Raw genomic sequence first — 11,689 nt, 5'->3', positions numbered from 1 at the left:
CGGATGTGAAGCTGGTGAAGGAGGATCAGATGGCAGTTCCGATGACCAAGCGCCGTGAGAACACCCGCTCACGACTGCTCGAAGCAGCAACGCAGGTGTTCGCTGAGGTGGGCCTCGACGGTGCCAGTGTCGAGGCGATCTGCGAGCGCGCCGGATTCACTCGTGGCGCGTTCTATTCGAACTTCGAGTCAAAGGACGAACTGTTCTTGCAGTTGGCTTCCACGATCGCCGAGAAGCGTCTGACGCTCGTGCGCTCGCGCATTGACGAGTTCGTGGAGTCCGGGCTGCTCACCAACGACGCCGACCCGACCGATCTCGTGCAGCAGGTGATGGAATCCGGTGAGGATGACCGCCTCAGCGTGCTGATGATGAGCGAGATCCGTATCCGGGCCCTGCGCGATGACGTGTTCCGGGCCGCATATCTCGCGCAGGATCAGGCGCTGACTGCGAGCATCGAAGGCATTATTCAGGGCATCGTAGACTCCGGGCTGTTCGCGTTGCGCGTCGATGTGGCGGTTGCTGCGCAGATGCTGATGGTGCAGTGGGAAGGATGCATGGGGCGCGGCGTGCTCGCCGGTCACGACGGGGAGAAGCTGCACAGTGTCGGCGCCGAGGCGCTCGGCCACATCGTCGAACTGATCATCGCGCCCGCCGAGGGGTGACTTCGCCCGCCGAGGGGTGAGCTCGCCCCGCGAGAAACGTCCTTCTGCATGAGACAGGTCGAACTGCGACGTTTCTCGTGCTGGAAGACGTTTCTCGCGTCAGTTGGCGGATGCTGCGAGCCGCGCGTGGCAGCGAGTCAGGCGTTCGAGCCACCACTCGCGACGGTCCGCGGATGCCGCGAGCCTGTCGAGCCGCGATACATCGGGAGTGACGCGGCCCACCGGGATCGCACCGTCGACGGGCGTGCGGTCGGCGACGTCCTCGACGAACAGCGCACCGGTGCCCAGGCCGCAGTCGAAGTCGAGCTGGGGGAGTGCGGCGGCAAGGGTCGCGCCCTGGCTGAGGCCGACTGCTGTATCCAATGCGCTGGAGACCACTGCCGGAAGGCCCGCTTCGGCGACGATGTCCAGTGCTCGGCGAATGCCGCCGAGGGGTTGTGCCTTGATGACGATCAGGTCGGCGGCGCCTGCGCGGGCCACGGCGATCGGGTCCTGCGCCTTGCGGATGCTCTCATCGGCGGCGATCGGAATGCCCATGTACTTCACGCGGCGGCGCACTTCGGCCAGCTCGTCGATGCTCGCGCACGGCTGTTCGGCGTACTCGAGGTCGAATTCGGCGAGAGCATGCAGGGCCCGTTCGGCCTCGTCCACGTTCCAGGCGGCGTTGGCGTCGATGCGCACGCGTCCTTCGGGCCCGAGCGTTTCGCGCACGGCCTGCACGCGGGCAATGTCGTCACTCAGGTGCTGGCCGGGCTCTGCGACCTTCACCTTGGCGGTGCGGCATCCGGGGAAACGTGCCAGCACGTCGGCAACGCGGTCGGCGGAGACGGCGGGCACCGTGGCATTGACCGGGATCCGGTCGCGCAGCGGCGCTGGCTGCGCATTCCAGGCGTAGTCGATCGCTGCGGCGAGCCAGACGGATGCCTCGGCATCCGCATATTCGAGGAACGGGGAGAACTCCGCCCAGCCCTCAGGTCCCTCCAGTAGTAGCGCTTCGCGTACGTCCACTCCACGAAAGCGCGTGGTCATCGGCAATGCGACGACGCGGGCGGTACCGAGCAACTCTGCGAGCGGGACGTTCATGTCCCCATCATGCACTCGCGGAGTGCCGAATCCCAGATGCAGAGTGCTCAGCACGGCGTGTCATACGGCCGACACGCCGTGGCACCGCGGGCCTGTCTGGAAATCGGGACGCCAGTCAGGTCAAACGTTTTTGGAGTTCGCCCAGGCGTTCGGAGGGGGCGAAGCCCAGGCGGGTGTTGATGGCGAGCATGTGCTCGTTCACGCCGGCGTTGTATGTGTACACCGCCGCGGTCTCCGGAGAGTGGGCCTGCAGCATCCGCAGGTTCGCAAGCTTCACTGCAGTGCCGAGTTGGTTTCCGCGGGCATCGCGGTGCACGAGCGTGCCCCACTGGTACGCGTTCCCATCGTCTCCGGACACGACGATCTGCGTGAAAGCGGCGACTCGGCCGTCGGAATCCAGCGCGATCGTGCCGTAGCTGGTGCGATTCTGCTGCGCCAGCAAGGCTTCGGTCGCGCGCACATCTGCGATGTCCGCCGTGCGCGCTTCGATCTCGAGCGCACCAATCGGCGCCTCTGTTTCGACCGCGGCATCCAACGCTGCCCAGCCCGCGACGACCTCCTCCGGCACGGCCCCGACCCATGATTGCAGTGTGTACCCGGCGGAGTGTGCGGATGCCTCGGCATCGAGCCCATCGAGTAGCGCAGCGTCGACGGACAGTCGGAGCCGGCTCTGCACGTCGCCGAGCGCCAGCGCATATCCGTGCCGTCGGGCGAACTCACGGCCGGGGATTCCGGTGCCGTCCTCGCCTGCGGCATATGGCCAGGAGGTCTCACTATTCAGGATGCTGCGCCCGGCAGTGTGTGCGTCGCCTTCTAGCAGTGTCAGTACGGCGCTACCGATCCCGCGTCGTCGCAGCGCCGGTGCGACATGCACGCCGAGCTCGGCGCTGTGCACGTTGTCGCGCTGGGGCAGTGCGAGCCGCGCGGATGCGGTGACATTGCCGTCGAGGTGTGCAAGGTAGGCGCGCCGCTCGATCGTGTCGGTGCGCTGTTGCAGTTCGAGTCGAGATTCCTCGAGTGTCCACACCGGGGTGTCCTGGCCGCGATCAGCGCGCTCCGCGGCCGCGTAGATCTCCCACCAGATGTCCACGGCATCGTTGTCGAAAGGGTTGATTCGGGTGAGGTGCACAGGCATGTGATCGACGTTAGTCGATCGGATCAGTGCCTGAATAATAATGTGGCATTGACTATAGTGTGTGAGACACAGTAATGTGATCGACATGAGTGAGACGCTGGATACGCATCTGCAGGAACTGCGGCGCGGCACTGTCGTGCTTGCGTGTCTGCAGTTGCTGCGGAGTCCCGGGTACGGCTACGCGCTGCTCGAGGAACTCGTGCGTCGCGGCTTCGCCACCGATGCGAACACGCTGTACCCCCTGCTTCGCCGGCTCGAGAAGCAGGAGTACCTCACCAGCGAGTGGAACACCGACGAGGCCAGGCCCCGCAAGTTCTACCGCACCTCAGAGGCGGGCATCCGGCTCGCTGACACGCTCACCCAGGACTGGCTCGCGCTCACTGCCGCGATCGCCACGCTCACCTCCACATCTTCAGACACCGAGGAGCACTGAAATGACCGCCACACTCACCGAGCGGTACATCGCTGCCGTCACGAAAACTTTGAACCCCACCGCACAGGACGACGTGCGCGTCGAGCTCGAGGCATCCATCGCGGATGCCGTCGATGCGCGTCTCGAGCAGGGGCAAACACAAGAGGATGCCGAGCGCACAGTGCTCACCGAGCTGGGCGATCCGGCTGCGCTCGCCGCGGGCTTCGCCGATAGGCCGCTGCACCTGATCGGTCCGCGCTACTACCTCACCTGGTGGCGCCTGCTGAAGCTGCTGCTGATCATTGTTCCGGTATCGGTGGCCGGCGCAGTCGCGCTCGGTCAGGCGATCGCGGGCGGGAACATCGGTGAGACCATCGGCTCGGCCATTGGAATCGGGCTGAGCGTCGCCGTACACATCGCATTCTGGGTGACGCTGGTGTTCGCCGTGCTGGAGCGCACAGGGGCAGACACCGGGGTGCGCTGGGACGTGGACCAGCTCCCGGAGCCGCAGGCGAAGGAGGCGCCACGCACTGAACTCATCACCTCCCTGGCCTACCTGGTGATCGTGACCGGCGCGGTGCTCTGGGATCACTTCCGCGGATTCTTTCCCACCGGCGGCGAGCCCATCGCGATCCTCAACCCCGAGCTGTGGCCGTGGTGGATCGGAGGACTCTTCGTGCTCTTGGCCGCCGAAGTCGTGCTCGCCATCGCTGTGTACGGGAACAAGAGCTGGAACCGCGGCCTCGCGATCTTCAACACTGCACTCGCCGTGCTTTTCGTGAGCTGGTGGCTGACGCTGCTCGGTCGGGGCGATCTCATCAATCCCGAGTTCATCGACTTCGCGTTCACCGGAGCAGTGGACGAAGACGCGCTGCGCATCCTCGCAATCCTGACCGGTTTTGCGGCTGTCGGAATCGCCGTGTGGGACAGCATCGACGGCTGGCGCAAGGCGCGTCGCACAGCGGCCCAGGCATAGGCTGGACTCATGGTCTCCGATCTCTTCGACCCGGCCGAATGGGTGCTCGCGCCCGGCGCCGAGGACTACACCGACATCACCGCGCACGTCTCCGTCGACGGCGGTGTCGCCCGCATCGCGTTCAACCGTCCGGAGGTGCGCAACGCGTTCCGCCCGCACACGGTCGACGAGCTGTACCGGGCACTCGACATCGCCCGCCAGGACCCGAAGATCGGCGCCGTGCTGCTCACCGGCAACGGCCCGAGCGCGAAGGACGGCGGCTGGGCGTTCTGCTCCGGCGGCGACCAGCGTATCCGCGGCCGTGACGGATACAAGTACTCCGAGGACGAGACGGCGGTCGCCAACCCGGCGCGCGCCGGACGCTTGCACATTCTCGAGGTGCAGCGCCTGATCCGCTTCATGCCGAAGGTGGTCATCGCTGTAATCCCCGGGTGGGCGGCCGGTGGCGGTCACTCGCTGCACATCGTCTGCGACCTGTCGATCGCCTCCGCCGAGCATGGCAAGTTCAAGCAGACGGATGCCGACGTCGGCAGCTTCGACGCCGGCTATGGCTCGGCCTACATGGCGCGTCAGACCGGGCAGAAGATCGCGCGCGAGGTGTTCTTCCTCGCCGAGGAGTACTCCGCGCAGCGCGCCTATGAGATGGGTGCGGTCAACCGCGTCGTGCCGCACGAGGAGCTCGAGCGTGAAGCACTGAAGATGGCGCGCGCGGTGCTGACGAAGTCGCCCACGGCGATCCGCATGCTGAAGTTCGCGTTCAATGCTGTCGATGACGGAATGATGGGTCAGCAGGTGTTCGCCGGCGAGGCGACGCGTCTGGCCTATGGCACCGATGAGGCTGTTGAAGGCCGCGACTCCTTCCTCGAGAAGCGTGACCCCGATTGGTCCCCTTTCCCGTACCACTTCTGACCACCCCGCACACGGCTCGCGAGACTTCACTTATGTCCCAGATTGACCCCGAGAACAGTACATACGCGAAGTCTCGCGCGCTGATTTCGACGGATGGGGAAGATCCACTTGCCTTGTTGGGTGCGCTGAGGGGGGCACTGGACGGCGGGCCGGCTCTCGGGCTCGGGATGCTGGGCGATCGGCCAGACACCGTCGCTGACGGCACGGCCGCGGTGATCGGTACCTCAGGATCAAGTGGCATCCCCAAACGAGTGGTCGTGAGTGCCGAAGCGTTGCGTGCCAGCGCCGAAGCGACTGCGAGCCGGATCGGGACCGGCCGCTGGCTGCTCGCTCTTCCCGCGGGATACGTCGCGGGGCTCCAAGTGTTGGTCCGATCAATTCTCTCGGGCACGACACCAGCGACGCTGGACGGCGGATTCTCGCCTCGATCCTTCGCCGAGGCGACGCTGCCAATGCTTCGTACCGGCACCGAGCAGCTGTTCACTTCGCTCGTGCCCGCTCAAGTGTCGACACTTCTCGAAGCGGCGCAGGAAGACACGACAGTACTCGCCGCTCTCCAGGCATACCAGGCGATTCTCGTCGGCGGACAGGCGCTGCCTGAGCCCGTGCGCGAGCGCGCAGCGGAGATGGGCGCTCGTCTTGTCCGCACCTACGGTTCGTCCGAGACGAGTGGTGGAAGCGTGTACGACGGCATCCCGTTGGAAACCGTTGCTGTGAGAGAGGTTGAGGGGGAGCTGCGCATCGCCGGCCCCATGCTCGCCGATGGATACCTCGGCGACCCCAGCCTCACATCGCGGACGTTCGTGCGCGACGAGCACGGCATCCGCTGGTATCGCACTGGCGACCTCGGCATCGTCGAGGACGGCATCGTGCGCGTGCACGGCCGGGCCGACAACGTGATCGTCTCCGGCGGCGTCAACATTTCGCTCGATCGTGTTGAACGGCTGGTTCGCAGCATCCCGGGGCTCACCGGTGCCGTGGTTGTCGGCGTCGAGGACGAGCGATGGGGCGAAGCATCTGTAATCGTTGCCGCGCGGGGGCCGGCGCTGCGCCGCAGCGAGACCGAGCAGCTCGAGCATGCGCGCGAGGTCGTCGCTGCAGAGCTGGGCAAGCCTGCGCGTCCCGCCAGGCTTCTCATCGTCGACGAGATTGCCACCTTGGCATCCGGCAAGCCCGACCGCGAGGCCGTCCGCCGCCTGCTCTGAAAACCCCTTGCGAGTGGGCGTTTGTGGCTCCACTTTTGCCGGAAATGCAGCCACGCGCGCCCACTCGCAGGGGGCGCAAGGCAAGGGAGGGGGCGTGGGATGCTGGAGGGATGGCGAACTACACCCACGGACACCACGAGTCGGTGCTGCGCTCGCACAGCAACCGGACGATCGCGAACTCGGCGGAGTACCTTCGCCCGCACCTGAATGCTGATGCGCGACTTCTCGACGTCGGTGCAGGACCGGGCACGATCACGGTCGAGTTCGCACAGCACGTCGCGCACGTCACCGCGACCGAGATCGGCCCGGCCGAGCTGGCACTCTCGCAGAAACTCGCCGCAGAGTCGGGCGCAGCGAACATCGACTTCTCGATCGAAGACGTGCACGCGCTGAGCTTCGCTGACAACTCTTTCGACATCGTGCACACGCACCAGGTGCTGCAGCACGTTGCTGATCCGGTGCAGGCGCTACGCGAGATGCGACGGGTCACGAAGCCCGGCGGAATCGTCGCTGCGCGCGACGCCGATTATGCCGGCTTCGTCTGGTTCCCGCTGCTGCCCGAACTCGATGAGTGGCTGCGGCTGTACCGGGCTGCGGCGCGCGCGAACGGCGGGGAGCCGGATGCCGGACGCCGACTACTCTCGTGGGCTCGGGCTGCGGGGTTCGAACAGGTGACGGCGACAGCATCCACCTGGTGCTACGCGACGCCCGAGGAGCGCGCGTGGTGGGGCGGCATGTGGGCCGATCGCATTCTCGAGTCGGCGCTCGCACGCCAACTTGTCGACAGCGGGATGGCGACCGGCGCAGACCTCCAGCGCATCAGCACCGCGTGGCGTGCCTGGGCGGACGACGGCGACGGCTGGTATCTCCTCCCGCACGGCGAGATCCTCGCACGCGCCTGAGCCCCGCCTGCTCCCTCCCCCTCCGCGAAACTTCACGTGTGTCGCTAAAAAGGGCGCTGCGCGTGACATACGTGAAGTTTCGCGGATACATCTTCCGGCGGATGCCGGGGCACGGTGCCTCGCGTAGCGTGAGAGGGTGATCCGACCGCTGTCTCGCACCTCGCTCGTCCTCGACGTCGTCGGGTCGTTCGTGCTGTTCGCGATACTGACACTGACATCGCTGGCGTTCTACGGGTCCGGAAACCTCAGCACGACAATGACGGAGGCCGTCGGCGTCATCGCCCTGGTCATCGCAGGGGTGCTGCAGTTTGGCGCGGTCGCGATCGGACGACTTGCTCCCGGAATCGCGCTCATCGCAGCCTGGGCCGGCGCGATCGTGCAATTGGCGGGTGGACTCGGCCCACTGCCGATCAACCTTGCGATCCTGGGCGTGCTGTACGCGACGGCCGCGTGGGGCACGACGCGTGTCTTCTGGGCGGGGCTTGCCTCATCGTTCGTCGGCGGCATCGTCGCTGCCGCGCAGATCGCGTTCGTCCTCGGCGGGTTCACCGCGACCGGATTCGCCAGCGCGGTGGCCACGTTCGTCCTTGTAGCGATCATGAGCATCCTTGCGCTCGGCTCGCCCTGGCTCGGAGGCTTCGGGTGGCGTATGGTGCTGCGCTGGCGTGCCAGCCGCGAGGCACAGTCGATCGCCGAGCTCTCTGCAGCGGAAGAACAGGAACGGGTGCGCATCGCACGCGACATGCACGACATCGTCGCGCATTCGCTGGCGGTGATCGTGGCTCAATCTGACGGGGCTCGCTATGCCGCAGCATCCGATCCTGGCGTGGCCACCGAGGCGCTCGGCACGATTGCGCAGACGGCCCGAGGGGCACTGTCCGACGTGCGGATGCTGCTGACACAACTCCGCCACCGCCAGGGTGATGGCCCGCAACCGACCCTCGCCGACCTCGAACAGCTTTTCGAGCATGTGCGCCAGGCGGGTGTTGAGCCGCGCGTCACCGTTGATCCGATGCCACCGGGCGAGCCGCCCGGGGCGATTCAGCTCGCGGTGTATCGCATTCTGCAAGAGGCACTGACGAATGCGATCAGGCATGGTGCGGGCGGCGCGCAGGCCGTTGTGGATGTGCGCCTGGCCTGGATGCCGGACCGCGTCGACTTCGAAGTGCGCAACGCTGTCACCGCGGATGCAACGCAGGCAGTGCCGGGCGGACACGGCCTGGTCGGCATGCGTGAACGCGCGCAACTCATCGGCGGTTCCCTCACCGCTGCGCGCGAGAGCGATGAATTCGTGGTGTGTGGGTCGCTGCCGATCGGAACAGCATCCGATGCTCTTGTAATTTCGGAGGAGAATGAATGATCCGCGTAATGCTCGTCGATGATCAGGCACTGTTTCGTGCCGGCATCCGGATGCTGGTTTCCTCGCAACCAGACATGGAAGTCATCGCAGAGGCGGGCAATGGGCAAGAAGCGCTCGCCGCAGTGACCGGATCACGGCCGGATGTCGTCCTGATGGATATCCGGATGCCGGTGATGGACGGACTCACCGCCACCGCTGAGATCCTGAAGAAGTCGGATGCGCCCCGGGTCGTGATGCTCACCACTTTCGATCTCGATGAGGCGGCCGCCAGAGCGATCCGTCAGGGCGCCAGCGGGTTCTTGCTGAAAGACGCTGATCCGGAGTTTCTCCTGGCGGCGATCCGCACCGTTCATTCCGGGTCGAGCGTGATCGCAGCATCCGCCACTCGTGAGCTGTTCGCGCACTTCACAGAGCAGGCAAAGCCGGTGCCGGCGCAGTTCGCGGCTCTCACCGACCGCGAGCGGGAGATCTTCGCACTCGCTGCCCGCGGTCTGTCGAACGCCGAGATCGCCGGGCGGGAGTTCCTCAGCGAGGCCACGGTGAAAACGCACATCAGTCGTATCCTCACCAAACTCGCTCTGCGCGACCGGGTGCAGTTGGTCGTCTTCGCGTTCGAGCACGGACTGACCACCCCCTGACACACCCCCACCCCCCCCGCGAAACTTCACGTGTGTCACCAACTTCCGCGATATTGCGGACATACGTGAAGTCTCGCGGATCATCCTTGGGATGTACACGGATGCTCCGTGCGGGCGATGCGGGGAGGCCCTCGGCGTTCGTAACGTCGTAGGTATGGAGATCACAACCACCGACCTCGGGCTCGCTGCCCGCGTGCAGCACCTCACCAAGTCGTACGGCTCAGGAGCCGGAGCCGTCACCGCACTCGATGACGTCAGCGTCGGTATCCGGCGCGGACAGTTCACCGCGATCATGGGGCCGTCCGGCTCGGGAAAGTCCACCCTCATGCACATCATGGCGGGGTTGGATGCGCCGACTGCTGGGCGCGCGTGGATCGGCGACACCGACATCACCGGCCTCAGCGACCTCGACCTGACGATTCTGCGCCGCCGGCGTGTGGGCTTCATCTTCCAAGCGTTCAACCTCGTGCCCACCCTCGACGCTCTTGGAAACATCATGCTGCCGTTCGAGCTCGACGGCCGGCGACCCAGCGCGATCGAGAAAGCGCGCATCGACGGGCTCGTCGACCGCCTCGGGCTGGCGACCCGGTTGACCCACCGCCCGCACGAGCTTTCCGGCGGACAGCAGCAGCGCGTCGCCATCGCTCGCGCGCTCGCTACGGCCCCTGACCTCGTCTTCGCCGATGAGCCGACCGGCAATCTCGACTCGCGCTCGGGGCGTGAGGTGCTGCAATTGCTGGCAACCGCCAGCCGCGAGCAGGGACAGTCGATCGCCATGGTCACTCACGATGCGATCGCCGCCAGTCACGCCGACCGGGTGCTTTTCCTCGGCGATGGCCGCATCGTCGCCGACCACCCGCGTCAGAGCGCCGAGCAGATCGCGTCGTACATGCTGGCGGCCGAGGTAGCAGCATGAGCGCCGTGGCGACGTTCGTCCCGGAGTCGACGGCCACTGGTCCGCGGTTCGGTTGGCTGCGCGACCGGGGGATGGGCGCCAGCATTCTGGTCGCGGCGCTCTCATCGGCGTTCGGCGTCGTGCTGGTCGAAGCGACCGCCTACATCGGCGCAATGCTGAAGTCCGACCCCTACATCGGCGACAGCGGCACCCTCGCAGCGGTCGTCACAATCCTCAGCGTGCTGCTGGTCGGCGTGGCTCTATATGTCGCGGCCATCGTCACGGCGAACACCTTCTCGACGATCATCGCCGGACGCACCCGACGCATCGCGCTGATGCGGCTGATCGGCGCCAGCGCGCGCTCGCAGCGGGCAGAAGTGGCACAGCAGGGCCTTGTCGTCGGCGTGATCGGTGCGGTGCAGGGGCTGATCGTGGGCCTACTGCTCGCGGCAGCCGGGATCTATCTTGCCGAAAATTTCCTCGGCCCCGTCTCCGACTTCACGATGACGCAGCCGACGATCCTCATTCCGGCGGTCGGTGTCGTGCTGACGACCTGGGCCGCCGCATGGGTCGGATCTCGCCGCGTGCTGGCTGTGACGCCGTTGCAGGCAATTGCCGGTTCCGTCGAGCGCTCACATGCGGATGCTGCGGCACGGCCGGCCCGTCACGTCGGGGCGCTGGTACTGCTCGTCGTGGGGGCGGTGCTGCTCGCGCTGGGCGTCCTGGCGGGCGTGGTCACTCCGCTCGGTGTGATCGTGTCGTTCCTCGGCGGGCTGTTGTCGTTCACCGGATTGTCGGTGGGCGCGGTGCTCATCATGCCGCCGGCGCTGCGCATCGTCGGGCGGCTGTTTGGCCGCTCCGCGACGGCGAAGCTCGCCGCGGAGAACGCGTTGCGCTACCCGGAGCGTTCCAGCCGCATGGCCATCGGCGTGGTGATGGGCGTCACTCTGGTGACGATGTTTGCTGTCGCACTCGAGTCGGTGGAGGTGCTGCTCACGAAAGCGGCCGGTGGTGAGCTCGACTCTGACTTATCGATGATCATGGACAGCTTCGGCACGATCATGATGGTGCTGGTCGGAATCTCGGCGGTGATCGCCGGAGTGGGGTTGGTGAACCTGCTGACGATCGGCGTCGTGCAGCGTCGGCGCGAGCTCGGGCTGCTTCGCGCGGTTGGTCTGTCCAACCGTCAGGTGCGGCAGATGATCCTGCTCGAGGCACTGCACATCACAATCACGGCGACGGCGACTGGGCTGCTGCTCGGCATCGCCTACGGATGGATCGCGGCGCAGTCGCTGCTCGGCTCGGTGCAGATGCCGCCGGACTTCGACCAAGCTGCGGGACTCGTGGCACCCGCCGTGCCATGGCTGCCGATTGCGGTGATCGTGGTGGCAACGGGGATGCTGACGCTCATCGCCGCAGCGACCCCCACCCGCCTCGCGACTCGCGTCGTCCCTGTCGAGGCGCTCGCCGTCGATTGAGCGGGTGCGCGCGCCAGGCGCGCGCCAGGGCCGG

The 11,689-nt window shown here is 66.4% G+C and carries 12 protein-coding genes; 10 read left to right on the top strand and 2 right to left on the bottom strand.

The window, feature by feature from the left end; all coding sequences use genetic code 11:
• The first annotated feature begins 29 nt into the window (after positions 1-29).
• The gene (locus ACSU1L_RS13865) at positions 30-662 is read left to right on the top strand and encodes a TetR/AcrR family transcriptional regulator (protein ID WP_439256173.1); all 633 of its coding nucleotides are present in this window, start codon (positions 30-32) and stop codon (positions 660-662) included.
• 99 nt (positions 663-761) lie between these two features.
• Here the strand turns inward: ACSU1L_RS13865 and ACSU1L_RS13860 are convergent, their stop codons facing one another.
• Positions 762-1,745, bottom strand: coding sequence for an o-succinylbenzoate synthase (locus ACSU1L_RS13860; protein ID WP_439256172.1), 984 nt, complete (start codon positions 1,743-1,745; stop codon positions 762-764).
• Positions 1,746-1,860: 115 nt separating this feature from the next.
• The gene (locus ACSU1L_RS13855) at positions 1,861-2,880 is read right to left on the bottom strand and encodes a GNAT family N-acetyltransferase (protein ID WP_439256171.1); all 1,020 of its coding nucleotides are present in this window, start codon (positions 2,878-2,880) and stop codon (positions 1,861-1,863) included.
• Between the two features lie 85 nt (positions 2,881-2,965).
• Between ACSU1L_RS13855 and ACSU1L_RS13850 the strand changes: the two genes are divergently transcribed.
• From ACSU1L_RS13850 to ACSU1L_RS13810, 9 genes are all read left to right on the top strand, one after another.
• Positions 2,966-3,313: a PadR family transcriptional regulator gene (locus tag ACSU1L_RS13850; protein WP_438253071.1), complete on the top strand. Its 348-nt coding sequence runs from the start codon at positions 2,966-2,968 to the stop codon at positions 3,311-3,313.
• A 1-nt stretch (position 3,314) separates the two neighbouring features.
• Positions 3,315-4,268 (top strand): permease prefix domain 1-containing protein, encoded by a 954-nt coding sequence (locus ACSU1L_RS13845; RefSeq protein WP_439256170.1) that lies wholly within the window; start codon positions 3,315-3,317, stop codon positions 4,266-4,268.
• Positions 4,269-4,277: 9 nt separating this feature from the next.
• The gene (locus ACSU1L_RS13840) at positions 4,278-5,177 is read left to right on the top strand and encodes a 1,4-dihydroxy-2-naphthoyl-CoA synthase (RefSeq protein ID WP_439256169.1); all 900 of its coding nucleotides are present in this window, start codon (positions 4,278-4,280) and stop codon (positions 5,175-5,177) included.
• Between the two features lie 32 nt (positions 5,178-5,209).
• Positions 5,210-6,382 carry an AMP-binding protein gene (locus ACSU1L_RS13835; RefSeq protein ID WP_439256168.1) on the top strand — a complete coding sequence of 391 codons (1,173 nt, stop codon included), beginning with the start codon at positions 5,210-5,212 and terminating at the stop codon, positions 6,380-6,382.
• Between the two features lie 110 nt (positions 6,383-6,492).
• Positions 6,493-7,284: a class I SAM-dependent methyltransferase gene (locus ACSU1L_RS13830; RefSeq protein WP_439256167.1), complete on the top strand. Its 792-nt coding sequence runs from the start codon at positions 6,493-6,495 to the stop codon at positions 7,282-7,284.
• 136 nt (positions 7,285-7,420) lie between these two features.
• On the top strand, positions 7,421-8,644 hold the full coding sequence (locus ACSU1L_RS13825; RefSeq protein ID WP_439256166.1) for a sensor histidine kinase: 1,224 nt from the start codon (positions 7,421-7,423) through the stop codon (positions 8,642-8,644).
• Positions 8,641-9,282 carry a response regulator gene (locus tag ACSU1L_RS13820; protein WP_439256165.1) on the top strand — a complete coding sequence of 214 codons (642 nt, stop codon included), beginning with the start codon at positions 8,641-8,643 and terminating at the stop codon, positions 9,280-9,282. The genes ACSU1L_RS13825 and ACSU1L_RS13820 overlap by 4 nt, the downstream gene beginning before the upstream one ends.
• Before the next feature lie 154 nt (positions 9,283-9,436).
• On the top strand, positions 9,437-10,198 hold the full coding sequence (locus tag ACSU1L_RS13815; protein ID WP_439256164.1) for an ABC transporter ATP-binding protein: 762 nt from the start codon (positions 9,437-9,439) through the stop codon (positions 10,196-10,198).
• Positions 10,195-11,655 (top strand): FtsX-like permease family protein, encoded by a 1,461-nt coding sequence (locus ACSU1L_RS13810; RefSeq protein WP_439256163.1) that lies wholly within the window; start codon positions 10,195-10,197, stop codon positions 11,653-11,655. Before ACSU1L_RS13815 ends, ACSU1L_RS13810 begins: the two co-directional genes overlap by 4 nt.
• Positions 11,656-11,689 lie beyond the last annotated feature (34 nt).

Origin of the sequence: Microbacterium sp. A94 (assembly GCF_051842855.1) — a bacterium.
Lineage (GTDB): Bacteria > Actinomycetota > Actinomycetes > Actinomycetales > Microbacteriaceae > Microbacterium.
The sequence above is the reverse complement of the archived record's forward strand: the minus strand, read 5'-3'. Positions and strand labels throughout refer to the sequence as shown.

What these genes read in the sequence shown, in the direction of transcription:
- ACSU1L_RS13865 (WP_439256173.1), top strand. Translation starts at nt 30, where the DNA reads ATGGCAGTTCCGATGACCAAGCGCCGTGAGAACACCCGCTCACGACTG.
- ACSU1L_RS13860 (WP_439256172.1), bottom strand. Translation starts at nt 1,745, where the DNA reads ATGAACGTCCCGCTCGCAGAGTTGCTCGGTACCGCCCGCGTCGTCGCA.
- ACSU1L_RS13855 (WP_439256171.1), bottom strand. Translation starts at nt 2,880, where the DNA reads ATGCCTGTGCACCTCACCCGAATCAACCCTTTCGACAACGATGCCGTG.
- ACSU1L_RS13850 (WP_438253071.1), top strand. Translation starts at nt 2,966, where the DNA reads ATGAGTGAGACGCTGGATACGCATCTGCAGGAACTGCGGCGCGGCACT.
- ACSU1L_RS13845 (WP_439256170.1), top strand. Translation starts at nt 3,315, where the DNA reads ATGACCGCCACACTCACCGAGCGGTACATCGCTGCCGTCACGAAAACT.
- ACSU1L_RS13840 (WP_439256169.1), top strand. Translation starts at nt 4,278, where the DNA reads ATGGTCTCCGATCTCTTCGACCCGGCCGAATGGGTGCTCGCGCCCGGC.
- ACSU1L_RS13835 (WP_439256168.1), top strand. Translation starts at nt 5,210, where the DNA reads ATGTCCCAGATTGACCCCGAGAACAGTACATACGCGAAGTCTCGCGCG.
- ACSU1L_RS13830 (WP_439256167.1), top strand. Translation starts at nt 6,493, where the DNA reads ATGGCGAACTACACCCACGGACACCACGAGTCGGTGCTGCGCTCGCAC.
- ACSU1L_RS13820 (WP_439256165.1), top strand. Translation starts at nt 8,641, where the DNA reads ATGATCCGCGTAATGCTCGTCGATGATCAGGCACTGTTTCGTGCCGGC.
- ACSU1L_RS13815 (WP_439256164.1), top strand. Translation starts at nt 9,437, where the DNA reads ATGGAGATCACAACCACCGACCTCGGGCTCGCTGCCCGCGTGCAGCAC.
- ACSU1L_RS13810 (WP_439256163.1), top strand. Translation starts at nt 10,195, where the DNA reads ATGAGCGCCGTGGCGACGTTCGTCCCGGAGTCGACGGCCACTGGTCCG.